Source organism: Pseudomonas sp. R1-18 (assembly GCF_051132095.1).
In the GTDB taxonomy this organism is placed as follows: domain Bacteria; phylum Pseudomonadota; class Gammaproteobacteria; order Pseudomonadales; family Pseudomonadaceae; genus Aquipseudomonas.
This window is the reverse complement of sequence record NZ_CP071658.1, coordinates 2,962,057-2,978,390: the sequence shown is the minus strand read 5'-3', so window position 1 is coordinate 2,978,390 and position 16,334 is coordinate 2,962,057. Positions and strand designations below refer to the sequence as shown.

Genomic DNA, 16,334 nt, shown 5'->3' with positions numbered 1-16,334 from the left:
AAACCTTATCGATGGAGGCGGCATCGCGTCATGGACACTCACACTAACGGCTTCAGCAGTTGGCTGCGCCTGCCCGGACATCATCAATGGCTGGCGCAAGAAGGCCGGCGCCTGTTGGCATTCGCCAAGGCCTCGAAGCTGGAGCACGGTTTCGGCAGCCTTGACCATTACGGACGATTGATGGTCGGTGCGACCGCGCAGACCATGAACACCGCGCGCATGACCCACTGTTTCGCCATGGCCCACGCGCAGGGCATTCCCGGCTGTGCGGCACTGGTGGACCACGGTATTGCCTCGCTCAACGGTGCGCTGCGCGATGCCGAATACGATGGCTGGTACGACGCGCCGCTGGCTGAGGGTGGCACCACCGAAAAGCAGGCCTACCTGCATGCTTTCGTCGCGCTGGCGGCGAGTTCCGCTGTGGTCGCCGGACGTCCCGAGGCTCACGCCCTGTTGTCCGCCGTCATTCAGGTGATCCTCACCCACTTCTGGAGCGATGAAGAAGGCGCGATGCGCGAATCGTTCAGCGCTGACTGGAGCAGCCAGGAAGCCTATCGCGGCGCCAACAGCAACATGCACAGCACCGAAGCCTTTCTGGCGCTGGCGGATGTGACAGGCGATGCACAGTGGCTGGATCGTGCGCTGCGGATCGTCGACCGAGTCATCCATCAGCATGCCGCCGCCAGCGGTTTTCACGTCGTCGAACATTTCACCCAGGACTGGCAGCCTTTACCGGACTACAACCGCAGCAACCCGGCCGACGGTTTTCGTCCGTTCGGCACCACGCCCGGCCACTCGTTCGAGTGGGCGCGGCTGATGCTGCATCTGGAGTCGGCGCTGCGCTGCGCCGGGCGCGATGCGCCTGATTGGCTGCTCGCCGATGCTCGCCAGCTGTTCTCCACGGCCTGCGAATCCAGCTGGGACGTGGATGGCGCTCCGGGCATTGTCTATACGCTGGACTGGGAGCAGCGCCCGGTGGTCCGTCATCGTCTGCACTGGACGCATTGCGAAGCTGCAGCCGCCGCGGCTGCGCTGCTGCAGCGCACCGGTGAGCAGCAGTATGAGGACTGGTACCGACGCTTCTGGGAGTTCAACGAAACCCTGTTCATCGATCTGGAACACGGCAGCTGGCGTCACGAGCTCAACGAGCGGAATGTGCCCAGCGAAGACATCTGGCCCGGCAAGCCGGATCTTTACCACGCTTACCAGGCCACGTTGCTGCCGGTGTTGCCGCTGGCTCCGAGCCTGGCCAGCGCCCTGGCGCTACAACGGGTGTGACGGAACCTGCCGGTTGGTCAGGCGGATGATCTGCCTGGCCAGAAAGCTTCCGGTGAGGATCACGCCGAACAGACGCAGGGTCTGCATCGCCAGCACGAAACCGACGTCGGCATGGGTATCGATGGCGATGATCGCCATGGTATCCAGGCCGCCGGGGCTGGTGGCCAGGTACACCGACAGGTAGTCCTTGCCCAGCAGCGCCGCGATCAGCCAGGCGGAGAGGGCGCACATCACGATCAGCAGCATCGAGGCCAGCATCATCATCGGCAGGCGTCGCCAGACATACAGCACGGTCGGCCGATCGAACCGCAATCCGACGTAGCAGCCGATGGCGCCGTAGCCCAGGGGCAGCAGCCAGTGCGGAATGGTGATTTGCAAAACACCGCTCAGTTGCAATGCGCCGCCCAGCAACAGTGGCACCAGCAACGCACCGGCCGGAATTCGCGAACCCAGCCAGACTCCGATGCCGATCACCGCCATGCTCAGGCCAAGGTCGAGCAGATCCAGACCCTCCAGAGCGACCTCGGTGCTGTGCATATCCGCGCCGGTGCCAGGAGCGCCGAGAAAACGGCTTACCAGAGCGCCGACCATCACCACGCACACCACCCGCACGTACTGCATGGTTGCCACGACCCGCGAGTCCGCGCCGTAGTCTTCCGACATGGCGACCATCGCCGACGCAGCTCCCGGCGATGTTCCCCAGGCCGCCGTGTGCCCGGGAATGCCGGCGAAGCGCACCAGCAACAGCCCGACCCCGGCGCTGAGCAGCACGGTGAGCGCGGTGGCGAGCAGCATGATGTGCCAGGATTCGAGCGCCGTAAGCAATACGCTGATGGACATCGCGTGGGCGATCAGTACGCCGACCGTGCCCTGCCCGAGCTGGAACAAGGGCTTGGGCATGCGGATCGTCGCGCCAGCTACGCCAAAGCCGATCGCAACCAGCATCGGGCCGAGAAACAGCGCGGCGGGTATGTTGAGTGTCTTGAAAAACCAACCGGCGGCACCGGCGATGGCAATGAGCGCGGCCCACTGAGCCAGCGGGGGCAGGGTGCCCGGATTGAAACGTGACGCTTGCGGCAAGGGGTTCTCCAACATTAGAGCCAGGTAAGGTGCAAGGAGAAGAACTGAACGAGGGGAATTATCGACGTGGCAATCAATCAAGTCTATTTTCTAATAGTCATGAATTGATAACTTTGGTTGATAGATATGGACCTGCGTGATCTCACCTATTTTGAAACCATCGCCGAGCTCGGCCACCTGGGCCGGGCGGCTGAAAAGCTCAACCGCAGCCAGCCAGCACTGACCAAGAGCATCCAGCGGCTTGAAGAAGCGTTCGGCACACGTCTGTTTCAGCGCGATGGCAGACGCATCAAGCTCACCCCGGTCGGCGAGTTGCTTCAGGCGCGAGGCAAAGAGCTGCAGCAGAGCATCGCCGAGACCCGGCGCGAAGTGCGCGATTTCGCCAGCGGCATGCTGGGTACCGTGCGGGTCGGCTGCGCGGCCAGCATGGCTGAATACCTGATGCCAAAACTGACGTCGGCCATGCTCCAGCGAACGCCGGACGTGACCTTCAAACTGGTGGTCGGCCAGGACGACCTGCTGCGTGAGTCTCTGGGCTCGGGGCAACTGGATCTGATCATCTGCGGGCTGATCCCTGATGATGAGCATGTCACCAGCTTCCCGATTTTCGAGGACGAGGCGGTGGTCATCGCCAGCAAGCGGCACCCGATCTTCGACGGGCCGATACAGATGAGCGACCTGTGCAACTATCGGTGGGTACTGCCTCCGGTCAGTGTGTCCTCGCGCAAATGGCTGGATTCGACTTTCACGGCTCAGGGTTTGCCTCCGCCAACCGTGCAGATCGAGGCCAATTCGATTTCCCTGTTACCCGGCCTGATCGTGCAGGGCAACCTCTTGAGCTTTCTGGCGCGTGAATCCCTGGAATTCGGCACGACCATGCAGCACCTGCGCGAAGTACCACTGCAACAGACCACCATGAAACGCACCATCGGCGTGACGATCCGCAGCGGCAGTTACCTGTCTCCGGCAGCTCACGGCATGCTGCAGATGCTGCGCGACAATGGCGGAGATTTTCTCGGCTGGTCCTGACGCCGGGCTGCGCAAAAGCATCCCCTTTCTTTGCGCGACTGCGGTAGCCTTGGGGCATGCGCATGCAGCGAATCGCACTTCGATTCCAGTCATTTCCAGGCTCACCACACCATTACCGCAGGAGCACCTGTCAGATGCAGACATCGTTCATTTCGGCACCAATCGCACGGCCATCGGTCTTTGCCATCCACCGCTATCAGCTGGGCGGTGATCAGTCGCCGCTCAATGATTCGGACGCCGATGAAGACCGTGATCCTGAAAGTTACCTCGATCTGGAAATTCTCGGCCTGGACGATTTCGTCGACGCCGACAAAATCGACCCCACGATCACCGGCGACATTGGCTCGGCGAGCCTGGGCTGAGGCGGACGGTCGCTGTCGGCTGATCAGACGATTCGCCTGGCCTTGGCTACATGCCGCAAGTGCAGGGCCAGCGCTTCGGCACCCAGCTCGACGGTGGAGCTATAACCTGCCCAACTGCAGGCCAGCATGAGGTTGCGCGGCAAGCCAAAGTCTTCGACCAGAAAACCGTCCCGGTCCAGACCGTTCTCGTCGTGGGGCACCAGTTCGCGCAACGACGCGACAGGTTCGAAGTAACCCCATACCGGCTTGTCCAGCGCGGCCGCCATGCCCACTTCGAAGGCGGTCCCGGAGTCCGGTTCGAGACCGCGAAACAGATTCAAATTGGCGAGAACAGCGGTACAGCGGCGAATCATGTCAATGTTCATCGAACAGATGAGTTGCGCGGTGCGCTGCTTCGAAAGCCCGGTCGGCACTTCATTGTCGAACGGATACAAGCCTTCGAGCCCGTGCGCGGTGCACAGGGCTTTGAGGTAGTTTCCGTGTTCGACGGCATCGGGCCGGAACACGTCGAAGCCTGCGAGATAGATCAGGGGCGCCTGCATGTTGTATCCCTCCAGTGGAAGCTGACCTGCGGCGATTCTACGGCCAGCCGGGTGCCGGGGGAAACGTTGCCGCTGATCGGGCACATGGAATGCGATGCCGCTCGCGGCTGGAATCTGTACGGATACCCAGTATGCTTGGCCGCTGTTATTCCGATTGCGTGACGGTCAGCCTTGAACAGTTCCCCCCTCGATAACCCGTTTTACTACCTGGAGAATTTTCGCCAGGTGCTGGGCTGGATCGCTCAGCGCTATGACGATCTGCTCGACGAGTCCGAGCGGGCGTTCATCCGCGACTTTGCCGATCTGCCGTTGCCGGCCCAGGGGCTGCTGGTGCGTATGGTGATGCGCAAGGGCACCCTGTTTCGCGCCAGCAAGCTGAGCTACCAGGAGATCGGCGACACTCGCGAGGCTGTGTTGCCGCTGCTCGGCCAGGGCTGGGTCGACGCCGAACCGAATCTGGACCTGCGCGAGCTGTTCCAGTTGTTGCGCAAGGATGAATTGCGGGTCTGCTTCAAGTCCCATGCGGTCAAAGGCACCGAACGTAAAGAGGAATGGTTCGAGCGTCTGCAACCGCTTCACGATACGCCCCGGACTCTGGCCGACTGGCATCCCGAGCTGGACGAGCAGGTGTTCAACCTGAAGGTCATGCCGTTGTGCGACCGCCTTCGCCTGCTGTACTTCGGCAACCTCTATCAGGAGTGGTCGGAATTCGTGCTGGCCGATCTGGGCATCTATCGCTACGAAAAGGTGGAGTTTTCGCTGGATTCGAGAGGCATCGCCGCTCGGGTAGACATCGACGTCTGCCTGCAACTGCATGCCTGTCGCGAGGCACTTGAGTCGAGCCTGGAGCTCGCCGCGCTGGCGCGCCAGGCCATTGCTGTGCAGACCGCCAACCCATGGTTGCGGGTACGTCGCGCCAAGCTGTTGTATCGCATCGGTCAGCAGGCCGAGCGCATACAGGACTGGCCGCTGGCGCTGGAAGTCTACGGCCAGACCGACTACCCGGGTTCGCGGTCGCGCCAGATCCGGGTCCTTGAGCTTTGCGCCGACTACGCAGCCGCGATGAGCCTGCTCGAAGAAGTACGCCACGAGCCACGCAGCGATGCCGAAGTTCAGCATCTGCAACGAGTGTTGCCACGCTTGCAGCGCAAGTTGGGGCTGGCGGTAGAAAAGCGCCGGGTCGCGCGCAGTGTGTCGCGGCTGGATCTGGTGGTTGAGCCGATACCCGGTGTCAGCGTCGAGCAACTGATCCGTCGGCACCTCGAAGAAGAGGGCGCTCAGGTCCATTACGTGGAAAACGCGCTGATCAACTCGTTGTTCGGCCTGCTGTGCTGGCCTGCGATCTTCGCGCCGCTACCGGGCGCGTTCTTCCATCCGTTCCACAGCGCCCCAGCCGACCTCTACAGCCCGGACTTCTACCAGCGTCGCGCGGCACTGTTCGATGCCTGCCTTGAACAGCTGGACAGCGATGCGTATCTGGCAACGATACGCGAGCATTTCGTCAGCAAGGCCGGCCTGCAGTCGCCGTTCGTGTTCTGGGGCAGCGTGACGCCTGAATTGCTGGAGCAGGCTTTGCTCTGCCTGCCCGCCGAGCATCTGCGCCACTGGTTCAAGCGCCTGCTTCAAGACATCAAGGCCAACCGTACCGGCATGCCGGATCTGATCAAATTCTTCCCGCAGGAGCGTCGTTACCTGATGATCGAAGTCAAGGGGCCGGGTGATCGCTTGCAGGATAACCAGCTGCGCTGGCTGGACTTCTGCGCCGAGCACGGCATGCCGGTGCAGGTGTGTTACGTGCAATGGACAGAGGTGGTCGATCAGTCGCTGAGCGCCTGAGGAGTCTTCGTCGCCAGGGCGAGGTGAGAATCGTAAGAATCCAGGAAGAGAACCGGGCGGTCATTGCAGCCGTCAGGCAGGACCGCCACGGGCGAGCTTGCTACTCGTTATCAGCAGATGAGCATGACTCGCTGGTCATACACAGGGTCACGGAGCGTTGCCGTCATCCTCATCGTCGTCCATATCTGCGTCGGACCTTGGATCATGAGTACGGTCATGGCTGCCGCTGTCTTTGCCGGGCTCAGGGTCCATGCCTTTGGTGCCGGGGCTGGTGCCTTTTGGGCCAGGGGTGGTGCCGTCGGTGTTCCTGTCCATGCCCGTGCCCGGCACTTTCGGGCCGTCGGCGTCGGGGTTGGTCGGGCCGGTGGAACCTGCGAACGCGCTGCCGGAGCAGGCCAGCAAGGCCGCCAGACTCAGAGCGCCCAGTCGATTGCGGATCATGATGCAAACCTCCAGTGAATGTTTGATCGATACAACGCAGTACAGCCTGCAATGGAACCTGCAGTGCAGCTCTCGTCCTGAGCGCATGGGGCGCCGGACGCAGTTCTTGCATCAGGCGGGCAGACCACAGGCCCGACCCGCCTCAAGTGAAACTCAGTTGCTGGTTTTGCCAGAGCCGTTGTCGGTGCTGGTCTTGTCGTGGGTGTCGCCATGCGTGGTGCTGCCGTGGGTCGTGTTGGTCTGCGGAGTGACCCCCGATTCCTTGGTGCCAGTCTGGGCGCCAGGTGTGTTGGACGAATTGCGGTCCGTCGGTGCCGCATCGTTGCCGGGCAATTTGGTAGCGTTCTTGTTCACTGGCGCGGCGGGCGCGGTGGTGTCAGCGAAGGCCATTCCGGTGGATGCAGCCATCAAACCTGCGAGTGTCATGGCGGCCAGTTTGGTTTTGATCATGTTTCTACTCCAAGGGATTGTGGTATTCCTTTGGTCCTGAACACGGCCCGATTCGTGCCCGCGATCCCGACGAACGGTAAGGTTTTGATGTCAATGCGGCAGTACTCGCGGTGGCTGTCGGAGCGTCGTGAGATCAGGCTCACGACAATCTCGCCCTTGTAGGATTGTGACTCACTGAGTTCGCCGCTTCGCGGTATGCGGGCCTGTGCGCTGGTTCGGGGCGCTTTGTTAGTGACTTGCGCGTCCGGCTTGAAATCGCTTTGCGCCTTTACGGCGCGTCACTTTGGTTTCGGCCAAAGTAACCAAAGCCACTGCTCCGGGCTGGGCCCCTGCGGGGTTCCCTCCTTCCGGCGCCGCTCCACCGGGCCGCGCCGATGGGCCGACCCTGGCCCTGCGGCGCTGGCTCGGCGACACCTCCACTCGGCCAGCACCAACGTCGCGGTTGGCGGCGTCGGGGCTGGCGATGTATGCAGGGAGAAACTCCTGGTGCCCGCGAATCCGCTTTTGATTCTGCCCGCAGGGCGTGGGAGTGAGCTGGCTCGCGATCTGGCGCGTAGCGGCAGTAATCCTGGCGACCTTGTTTATACTGCATGAACCATCTTGCTGCCGGTTCCCGGCAGATCGCAGGCAAGCCAGCTCCTACATTTCGTGCAGCGCTGCGGTTCTTTTGGGAGATTCAGCTTTCCGTCCTGCCCACCCCATCAAGTCTAAGCATACAAGCCAGCTTGCTGGCGAGGGGGCCAATGTGGATCACACATCTTCATCGCCTGCTGAAGGTCTCGCCAGCAAGCTGGCACCCACATGGACTGGCTTTGCCCGCGAGGAAGCCGGATTGGCGGCGCGACGAACATGGCCGAGTAAAAGATGGCAATCCGCTAGCAAGCTCTGATATCAGACTGATATTGGTGCCCAGATCCCCTCAAACCCCCGAATTCATTGCCTTTCGCTCGGCCGAGCGAGTCATTGTCTGTAGGAAATCGGCTATGAAAAATCCCGCTTTCAGGCATGACTCGATCAACTGTCATTAAACAGCAACATTTCAGGGTTTAAATCCGCCTCGGGCCTCCTTAAGTGGACCACCAAACAAATCTCCTGGACTGAGGTATTACCGTGATACTGCTGACTAAAAAACGCTTGTCGCTTCTGATCGCTTCGCTGTGCCTGAGCGGTGTGGCTCACGCGACTGATGTAACAGGCGCTGGTTCGAGTTTCGTCTTCCCGGTTATTTCCAAGTGGTCTCAGGAATACACCAAGGACTCTCAAAACCGCATCAACTACCAGTCGATCGGTTCGGGCGGTGGTATCGCTCAGATCAAGGCAGCGACCGTTGACTTCGGCGCATCCGACGCCCCGATGTCGGCCGAAGACCTGAAGGCCGCCGGCCTGGGTCAGTTCCCGAGCGTGATCGGCGGTATCGTGCCTATCGTCAACATCGAAGGCATCGAAAGCGGCGAGTTGAAGCTGGATGGCGAGACCCTGGCGAAAATCTTCATGGGTACTGTCAAAAAGTGGAACGATCCAGCGATCGTCGCCCTCAACCCAGGCGTCACCCTGCCTGACACAGCGATCACCGTTGTGCACCGTTCCGATGGCTCGGGCACCACTTACAACTTCACCAACTACCTGAGCAAAGTCAGCCCGGAGTGGAACGAGAAGCTGAAGTTCGGTTCGACCGTTCAATGGCCGGCTGGCGTGGGCGGCAAGGGTAACGAAGGAGTGTCGGCTTACGTCAAGCAGATCAAGGGTTCGATCGGCTACGTAGAGCACTCCTACGCAACTACCAACAAGTTGGCGTACACCCAGCTGAAGAACGCCGCCGGCAAGTTCATCGAGCCTAACGCCAAGGCCTTTGCCGCTGCCGCCGACACCGCCGACTGGGCCAACGCCAAGGACTTCGGTCTGATCATGACCAACGCTCCGGGCGACACCGCGTGGCCGATCACCGCCACTACCTGGATCATCATGTACAAGCAGGCCAAGAACGAAGAGAAGAGCAAGGCTGCCTTCGACTTCTTCAAATGGTCCCTGGAAAACGGCCAGAAACAAGCCGAATCCCTGGACTACGTCGCTCTGCCGAAGTCGCTGGTTGATCGTGTAGAAAACTACTGGAAAACCGAATTCACCAAGTAAGTGATTCAAGCCTGTAGCCAACCCCTGTCATCGGCCGCGATATCGGTCCGGTGACGGGGGCTTTTCCTTGCGAGTGGACTCAACATGACTGAAAACACCCAATATCTGTCCGCTGCCGTCACTGATGTCGATTCCGATGGTGAGAAGCGCGCCAAGCGAGATCACCGCCACGACCTGTGGTTCAAGCGTTCGTTGCAAGCCGCCGCCATGCTGGTGCTTGCATTGCTGGGTTGTATCGCCTTGTCGACCCTTTGGGGCGGCAGTCTGGCGTTTCAAACCTTTGGCCTGGAGTTTCTGACCAGCACCGAATGGGATGTGAACGCTGGTAAATTCGGTGCGCTGGTGCCCATTTATGGCACGCTGGTGACCTCATTCCTGGCTCTGCTGATCGCCGTTCCGGTGAGTTTCGGCATTGCAATCTTTCTGACCGAAGTCGCGCCGCCCTGGTTGCGGATGCCCATTGCCTCGGCCATCGAACTGTTGGCGGGGATTCCTTCGATCATTTACGGCATGTGGGGCCTGTTCGTGTTCGGCCCGTTCATGGCTGAAAACCTGTCTCCATGGATTACCGAAAACCTGGGCAGCCTGCCTTTCGTCGGTGTCATGTTTCAGGGTCCGCCGCTGGGTATCGGTATGCTCACGGCGGGCATCGTGCTGGCGATCATGATCACGCCGTTCATTACTTCGGTGATGCAGGAAGTTTTCCGCACCGTGCCGACCACTCTGAAAGAGTCGGCCTATGCGTTGGGCGGAACGACCTGGGAAGTAGTGTGGGACATCGTGCTGCCTTACACCCGCTCGGCCGTGGTCGGCGGTGTGTTCCTCGGTCTGGGTCGCGCTCTGGGCGAAACCATGGCGGTGACTTTCGTACTGGGTAACGCGCACCAGTTCTCCGCATCGCTGATGATGCCGAGCAGTTCCATTGCTTCGGTCATCGCCAACGAGTTCAACGAGGCCTATACCGACCTGCACCGTTCGGCACTCATTGCGCTGGGCTTCTTGCTGTTCGTCGTCACCTTCATCGTGCTGGCCCTTGCACGTCTGATGCTGTCGCGCCTGTCGCGCAAGGAGGGGTTATGAGTAAGGACCTGACAGGTAACGAGCGTCTCTATCGCGCTCGGAACTTCAAGAACAAGATCGCGATGGTGCTCAGTTGTGGCGCCACCGCGTTCGGCCTGTTATGGCTGGTGTGGATTCTGCTGACCACCATCATCAAGGGCATCGATGCCCTGAACCTGCAACTGTTCACCGGCATGACACCGCCACCGGGCACCGAAGGTGGTCTGGCGAACGCGTTCTACGGCAGCATCCTGATGTCCGGCATCGGCCTGCTTATCGGTACGCCGATTGGCCTGATGGCCGGTATCTGGCTGGCCGAGTTCGCCCGTTACACCAAACTGGGCAACGCGGTGCGCTTTATCAACGACATCCTGCTGTCGGCGCCTTCCATCGTGCTTGGCCTGTTCGTCTACACGGTCGTGGTCCTGCCGCTCAACGCCCTCAGCGGCCACCAGGTCGGGTTCTCGGCGATTGCCGGTTCGCTGGCGCTGGCGCTTCTGGTGATTCCAGTCGTGGTACGAACCACTGACGAAATGATGCAACTGCAACCCTCGACCATGCGCGAAGCCGCACTGGCGCTGGGCGTACCACAATGGAAGCTGACCCTGCAGATCGTTCTGCGCGCCGCCAAGGCGGGCGTGGTGACCGGCGTGCTGCTGGCGCTGGCGCGCATCACCGGCGAGACCGCGCCGCTGCTGTTCACGGCCTTCGGCAACCAGTTCTGGAGCAGTGACCTGCTCAAACCGATCGCCAGCGTTCCGGTGGTGGTGTTCCAGTACGCCATGAGCCCGTTCGATGACTGGCATTCTCTGGCATGGGCCGGTGCCCTGGTCATGACGCTGTTCGTATTGATCCTGAGTCTGCTTTCTCGCTTAATTCTTCTGCGCAATAGGGCGTCCTGATGAACAACCTTTCCCTTGCCAACGAAAAAACCAAGATCCAGGTTCGCGGTCTGGAGTTTTTCTACAACCAGCAAAAATCGCTCAAGTCCATCGACATGATCATCCCGGAGAAGCGCATCACTGCGATCATTGGGCCATCGGGCTGCGGCAAGTCGACCCTGTTGCGTGTGTTCAACCGTATCTACGCGATGTACCCAAAGCAGGAAGCGCGCGGTGAAGTGCTGCTCAACGGCGAGAACATCCTGGCGCCTGGCTACTCGATGAACCGACTGCGCAGCCACGTCGGCATGGTGTTCCAGAAGCCGGTGCCGTTCCCGATGTCGATCTACGACAACATCGCTTACGCTATCAAGCACCATGAGAAGCTGTCGCGTCGTGAAATGGAAGACCGCGTCGAGCAGGCGCTGCGCGGCGCCGCGCTGTGGGACGAAGTGAAAGACAAGCTCAAGCAGAGCGCGACCGGCCTGTCCGGCGGCCAGCAACAGCGTCTGTGCATCGCCCGCACCATCGCCTTGCGTCCACAGGTCCTGCTCCTGGACGAGCCGACTTCGGCACTGGACCCGATTTCGACCGGTCGTATCGAACAACTGATCACCGAACTCAAGGAGCAGTTCACCGTGATCATCGTTACCCACAACATGCAGCAGGCGGCGCGCTGCTCGGACTACACCGCGTTCATGTTCATGGGTGAACTGATCGAACACGGCGACACCGATACCATCTTCACCAAGCCCACCAAGACCCAGACCGAAGACTACATCACCGGTCGTTTCGGCTGATTCTCAGCCAGCCACGCTCAGCGCGGGCAGCCCTTGCTGCTCGCCCATGAACGCCTCGATCCTGCCGCGCAACCAGCGCTCGGCAGGGTCATTGTCCATCACGCTCAGCCATGTCATCGACAGGTCCAGCCCCGGCGTCGGAAAGGGCAGGGGCTCGTCGTACAGCAGACCCAACGCACCCATCGCGCTGGCCGCATAATCGGATAACCCCGCAATCAGATCGGTCCCCGCCATCAACGCCGGCAAGGTGGTGAACTGCGGCACCGACAGCACCACCTGACGCTTGCGCCCCAGGGCCGTCAGCCACTCATCCGCGAAACTGCTGACACTGGCCACGTGGGACACCACTACATGCGGCCGTGCGCAGTATTCGTCCAGTGTCATCGGGGCCACAGGCTTGTCGGCTCGTACCATGCAGGGTTTGACGTTACGCAGCAGCTTGCGCTTGGCGTTGGCCGGCAGCTCGCGGGTCATGCATACGCCGACGGTGATGTCGCCCGACATCAACACTTCGGAGATATTCAGGTAGTCGACATGCTTGACCACGATCACCACGCCCGGCGCTTCCTTGCGGATGGCGTGCAGCATGGCCGGCAGCAGGCCGAACTCCACGTCATCGGACAGCCCGATGCGAAATGTCATCTTGCTGACTGACGGGTCGAAGTCGGTGCTCAGGCTCAAGGCGGTGGACATGGCGTCCAGCGCCGGCGTCAGATGCTTGAGGATTTCATGGGCGCGCGCCGTGGGCTCCATGCGGTGCCCAACCCGGATGAACAGCGGGTCGTTGAGCAGGTTGCGCAGGCGGTTGAGGGCAGCGCTGATGGTCGGCTGGCCCAGAAACAGCTTTTCGGCGGCGCGGGTCACGTTGCGTTCCTGCATCAAGGTCTCAAAGACCACCATCAAGTTGATGTCAGCCTTGCGCAGTTCATTTCGGTTCATCGTTATTCCTTGGTACCGGATACATCGCCTGCTCCTTGAGTTCAACGGGTTCCCGCGGGGCAGGGGTCAGTCTAGGGAAGCGCGGGAGCGGGCGTCCAGCTTTTCGCCAGGCAGATGGTGAAACGTATTCTTACGTTTCGGGCTGCGTCTGATGTAGGAAACAGGCGAATCCGAAGTGGGAATAGGGTTTACTTGCAGGCCTGCGCGCCGCTCTGGCACGCTCGTTTGCAACCCACACCTACAGCGATCCACATCTAGAGGAGGTACCCGCATGCGGGCTGTAAAGATTGCCGGTCTGTTGCTGTCGATAACCCTGCCGTGCGCTGCACTGGCCCAGGCTCAAGCCCCGACTTACGGTCAGCAGCTGGAAGGTTTCGCCTATCCGCACGCGCTGCACAAGTTCGCGTTTCAGTCCCAGGACCAGAGCCTGGAAATGGGCTACGTGGACGTCGCGCCGACCGGCAAGGCCAACGGCCGCACCGCAGTGCTGCTGCATGGCAAGAACTTCTGCGCGGCGACCTGGGAAGACACCATCAAGGGCCTGGCCGCCGCGGGCTACCGCGTGGTGGTGCCCGACCAGATCGGCTTCTGCACCTCCACCAAGCCTGAACACTATCAATACAGCTTCCACCAGCTGGCCAGCAATACCCGCGCCTTGTTGCAGAAACTGGGCGTGGACAAGGTCTCGGTTATCGGCCATTCCACCGGCGGCATGCTCGCCACCCGTTTCGCGCTGATGTACCCGGCGCAGACCGAGAAGCTGGTGATGGTCAACCCCATCGGCCTGGAAGACTGGAAAGCGCTCGGCGTGCCGTATCGCACGGTTGATCAGTGGTACGAGCGCGAGCTGAAGGTCACGGCTGAAGGTATCCGTGCTTACGAGCAAAAAACCTACTACGACGGCCGCTGGAAGCCCGAGTACGACAAGTGGGTCGATATGCTGGCCGGCTTGAGCAACGGCCCTGGCAAGAAAGTGGTCGCGTGGAACTCGGCGCTGATCTACGACATGATCTTCACTCAGCCGGTGTTTTATGAATTCCCGAAATTGCAGGTGCCTACCGTGCTGATGATCGGCGACAAGGACACCACAGCCATTGGCAGTGATATTGCCTCGCCGGAGGTCAAGGCGCGCATCGGCAATTACCCGGTGCTGGGCAAACAGGTCACGCAGATGATTCCCGGTGCGCAGCTGGTGGAATTCAAAGGCATGGGCCACGCGCCGCAGATGGAAGACCCTGTCGGGTTCAACAAGGCGCTGGTGAAAGGGTTGGCGCTGTAAGGCCTGACGCCACCTGCAGAGCCGACCGGGCGGCGCTCCCGGTTGTGCTTTGCATCCGGCTGTGAGGAGCGTACCGGCCCGTCGCGGGCAAGCGCGCTCCTGCCTCCATCAGTTACATCCTTACCCCAATAACTCGGCAAACGCCTTGTCCGCTTCCAGCACCGCTGGCAGGCCGGCGAAGAGCGCGTCGAGATCAATGCCTTGCATCAACGGGCCGCTAGCCGCCTGCCGGGCCTGCGGGGTGGCGCCGCCGTGGGCTTCCAGTGCGTCGGAAATCACAATGGCCTGCGCCACGATGCGCGGCAGGGGCGCGTTGTCCGGTGCCTGGACGGGACGAGCCTGATAGGCGATCGCCTCCTGGATGATCTGGGGCAGATGCCAGCGGCGCGCCAGTTCCGCGCCCACCTCTGGATAACCGAAACCCAGTTGCAGGGTCTCGTTGGCGGCCCGGCCCGGTGCGCCTGGCCGGGCCGCTGTGTTCAGACGTTCCGCGACTTCCGGTGCGCCGGTCTGGATCAGCAGTTCTCCGATGTTATGCATGACCCCACAGGTAAAGGCGATTTCCGGGTCGACTCCTCTCTGCTTGGCCAGCATCCGGCAGATGCCCGCCACCTGAAAACTCTTGAGCCAGAACCCCTTCAGATCGAAGCTCGGTCCGGCCTTGAACGCGCCGGTCACCGCCGACGCCATCACCAGCGTGCGCAAGGTGTTGAAGCCCAGGCGCATCGCTGCGTCTTCGATGCTGGAGGACTCCCGCGAACCGCGAAACCGCGCAGAGTTGGCCAGGCGCAGCACCTTGGCGGCGATCACCGGGTCTTTCTCGATGTTGCGGGCGATGCTTTCGAGGTTGGAAGAGGGGTTGTCGAACTGCTGCATCAGGTCTTGAGCGACTTTGGGAATGCTCGGCAGGCTGTGCAGATCGTCAAACAGTTTTTCAATGCTCATCAGGGCGGTCCTCATTACGGCGGGATGCTCCAAACGATAGCCATTTTTTTCCGACCTGCACGTTTTCGCGTGTACTCGGGTCCGTCAAAAATGGGACGCAAGTCTCAGCCGAAGCTGCCGATACAGAGCAAGCCAGGACCATGCGATGTCACGGCTCAACCTGAAGTTTGCTGGTGGTCGCTCCGGACCGCCGTTATTAGTTACCGCCGTGGACGTGCAAGAGATGATGAGAAATTTGGGTTTCAGCAGAAAAATTCTTCTGGCGGCCGCGTTGATCGTGGTCGTCGCTTTCAGTGGCTTCATTGTCGTCAACGATTACCGACAACGGCAGTCGCTGAAAACCAGTGTCATGACCGAGCTGCAACAGCTGGGCAGCCTGACTACTCAGAACATCCAGACCTGGCTGGAAAGTCGCATCCAGCTTCTGCAATCCATGGCGCAGCAGATCGCCGTGGATGGCTTCGAGAAGCCACAGTTGCAGCGGGCCATCGGCCTGTCGGCGTACACCGACAACTTCCAGCTCAGTTACTTCGGCAGTACCGGCGGCGTCATGTTTTCGATTCCGGCCGGTAACCGTGCCGCTGACTACGATCCCCGCGCCCGCGGTTGGTACAAGGCGGCGCAGGGCGCGCCGGGCACCATTGTCACCGAACCGTACATCGCCGCATCCTCGGGCAAACTGGTGGTGACTCTGGCGACGCCGGTCAAGATCCAGGGCCAACTGGCAGGCGTGGCGGGCGCGGATATTTCCCTGGACAGCATCAGCAAGACCATCAACTCGCTGAACTTCGGCGGTCATGGCTATGCGTTCATTGTGAGTGCGGAGGGCAAGATCCTGGTTCACCCGGACAGCAAGCTGGTGCTCAAGAACATCAGTGAAGCGTACCCGGTCAACACCCCGCGTATCACGACAGGCGTGACCGAGATCGAATCGGGGGCCAAGGCCGAGATCATTTCCTTCACACCGGTGCAAGGCGTGTCGTCGGCCAACTGGTACGTCGGGTTGGTGCTGGAACAGGACGCCGCCTATGCGATGCTCAGCGAATTCCGTACCTCGGCCATCACTGCGATGGTGGTCGTGGTGCTCGGGATCATCCTGCTGCTCGGCCTGTTGATCCGGGTCCTGATGCAACCGCTGCATCAGATGGGCCGGGCCATGCGCGACATCGCGAACGGCGAGGGCGATCTGACCAAGCGTCTGGCGATTACCTCGCAGGACGAATTCGGCGAGCTGGCGCATTCGTTCAACCATTTCGTCGAGCGTATTCATGCCTCGATTCGCG

At 61.0% G+C, this 16,334-nt stretch carries 15 protein-coding genes and 1 pseudogene; 10 read left to right on the top strand and 6 right to left on the bottom strand.

Annotated elements, in window-relative coordinates; translation table 11 throughout:
* Positions 1-30 precede the first annotated feature (30 nt).
* Positions 31-1,278, top strand: a complete 1,248-nt coding sequence (locus tag J3P77_RS13685; RefSeq protein ID WP_434677157.1) for an AGE family epimerase/isomerase — start codon at positions 31-33, stop codon at positions 1,276-1,278.
* Here J3P77_RS13685 and J3P77_RS13680 read toward each other — a convergent pair.
* Positions 1,264-2,358 (bottom strand): AbrB family transcriptional regulator, encoded by a 1,095-nt coding sequence (locus J3P77_RS13680; RefSeq protein ID WP_434677155.1) that lies wholly within the window; start codon positions 2,356-2,358, stop codon positions 1,264-1,266. The two genes, J3P77_RS13685 and J3P77_RS13680, sit on opposite strands and share 15 nt — an antisense overlap.
* 126 nt (positions 2,359-2,484) lie before the next feature.
* On the opposite strand from J3P77_RS13680, the gene J3P77_RS13675 reads away from it, so the two are divergent.
* Together J3P77_RS13675 and J3P77_RS13670 are read left to right on the top strand one after the other, a co-directional pair.
* Positions 2,485-3,387: a LysR family transcriptional regulator gene (locus tag J3P77_RS13675; protein WP_434677154.1), complete on the top strand. Its 903-nt coding sequence runs from the start codon at positions 2,485-2,487 to the stop codon at positions 3,385-3,387.
* Positions 3,388-3,521: 134 nt separating this feature from the next.
* A complete protein-coding gene (locus J3P77_RS13670) occupies positions 3,522-3,749 on the top strand; it encodes a hypothetical protein (RefSeq protein WP_434677153.1) in 228 nt (75 codons plus the stop codon).
* A 23-nt stretch (positions 3,750-3,772) separates the two neighbouring features.
* Here the strand turns inward: J3P77_RS13670 and J3P77_RS13665 are convergent, their stop codons facing one another.
* On the bottom strand, positions 3,773-4,291 hold the full coding sequence (locus J3P77_RS13665; protein WP_434677152.1) for a nucleoside 2-deoxyribosyltransferase: 519 nt from the start codon (positions 4,289-4,291) through the stop codon (positions 3,773-3,775).
* 171 nt (positions 4,292-4,462) lie between these two features.
* Between J3P77_RS13665 and J3P77_RS13660 the strand changes: the two genes are divergently transcribed.
* A complete protein-coding gene (locus J3P77_RS13660; protein WP_434677151.1) occupies positions 4,463-6,127 on the top strand; it encodes a VRR-NUC domain-containing protein in 1,665 nt (554 codons plus the stop codon).
* 147 nt (positions 6,128-6,274) lie between these two features.
* Here J3P77_RS13660 and J3P77_RS13655 read toward each other — a convergent pair whose 3' ends face one another.
* Together J3P77_RS13655 and J3P77_RS13650 are read right to left on the bottom strand one after the other, a co-directional pair.
* A complete protein-coding gene (locus J3P77_RS13655; RefSeq protein ID WP_434677150.1) occupies positions 6,275-6,568 on the bottom strand; it encodes a hypothetical protein in 294 nt (97 codons plus the stop codon).
* Between the two features lie 153 nt (positions 6,569-6,721).
* Positions 6,722-7,018 carry a hypothetical protein gene (locus J3P77_RS13650; protein WP_434677149.1) on the bottom strand — a complete coding sequence of 99 codons (297 nt, stop codon included), beginning with the start codon at positions 7,016-7,018 and terminating at the stop codon, positions 6,722-6,724.
* Positions 7,019-8,128: 1,110 nt separating this feature from the next.
* On the opposite strand from J3P77_RS13650, the gene pstS reads away from it, so the two are divergent.
* From pstS to pstB, 4 genes are all read left to right on the top strand, one after another.
* Positions 8,129-9,148: a phosphate ABC transporter substrate-binding protein PstS gene (gene pstS, locus J3P77_RS13645; RefSeq protein ID WP_434677148.1), complete on the top strand. Its 1,020-nt coding sequence runs from the start codon at positions 8,129-8,131 to the stop codon at positions 9,146-9,148.
* Positions 9,149-9,232: 84 nt separating this feature from the next.
* The gene (pstC, locus tag J3P77_RS13640; protein ID WP_434677147.1) at positions 9,233-10,228 is read left to right on the top strand and encodes a phosphate ABC transporter permease subunit PstC; all 996 of its coding nucleotides are present in this window, start codon (positions 9,233-9,235) and stop codon (positions 10,226-10,228) included.
* Positions 10,225-11,109 (top strand): phosphate ABC transporter permease PstA, encoded by an 885-nt coding sequence (gene pstA, locus J3P77_RS13635; protein ID WP_434677146.1) that lies wholly within the window; start codon positions 10,225-10,227, stop codon positions 11,107-11,109. Before pstC ends, pstA begins: the two co-directional genes overlap by 4 nt.
* Positions 11,109-11,888: a phosphate ABC transporter ATP-binding protein PstB gene (gene pstB, locus J3P77_RS13630; protein ID WP_434677145.1), complete on the top strand. Its 780-nt coding sequence runs from the start codon at positions 11,109-11,111 to the stop codon at positions 11,886-11,888. Before pstA ends, pstB begins: the two co-directional genes overlap by 1 nt.
* Positions 11,889-11,891: 3 nt before the next feature.
* Here the strand turns inward: pstB and J3P77_RS13625 are convergent, their stop codons facing one another.
* Entirely contained in the window at positions 11,892-12,827 is a 936-nt protein-coding gene (locus J3P77_RS13625) for a LysR substrate-binding domain-containing protein (RefSeq protein ID WP_434677144.1), read from the bottom strand.
* A 271-nt stretch (positions 12,828-13,098) separates the two neighbouring features.
* On the opposite strand from J3P77_RS13625, the gene J3P77_RS13620 reads away from it, so the two are divergent.
* Positions 13,099-14,106, top strand: coding sequence for an alpha/beta fold hydrolase (locus tag J3P77_RS13620; protein WP_434677143.1), 1,008 nt, complete (start codon positions 13,099-13,101; stop codon positions 14,104-14,106).
* 120 nt (positions 14,107-14,226) lie between these two features.
* On the opposite strand, the gene J3P77_RS13615 is transcribed toward J3P77_RS13620, so the two are convergent.
* On the bottom strand, positions 14,227-15,054 hold the full coding sequence (locus J3P77_RS13615) for an HDOD domain-containing protein (protein WP_434682010.1): 828 nt from the start codon (positions 15,052-15,054) through the stop codon (positions 14,227-14,229).
* A 142-nt stretch (positions 15,055-15,196) separates the two neighbouring features.
* Here J3P77_RS13615 and J3P77_RS13610 point away from each other — a divergent pair.
* Positions 15,197-16,264: pseudogene (locus tag J3P77_RS13610) on the top strand (HAMP domain-containing protein); the annotation flags it as partial.
* Positions 16,265-16,334 lie beyond the last annotated feature (70 nt).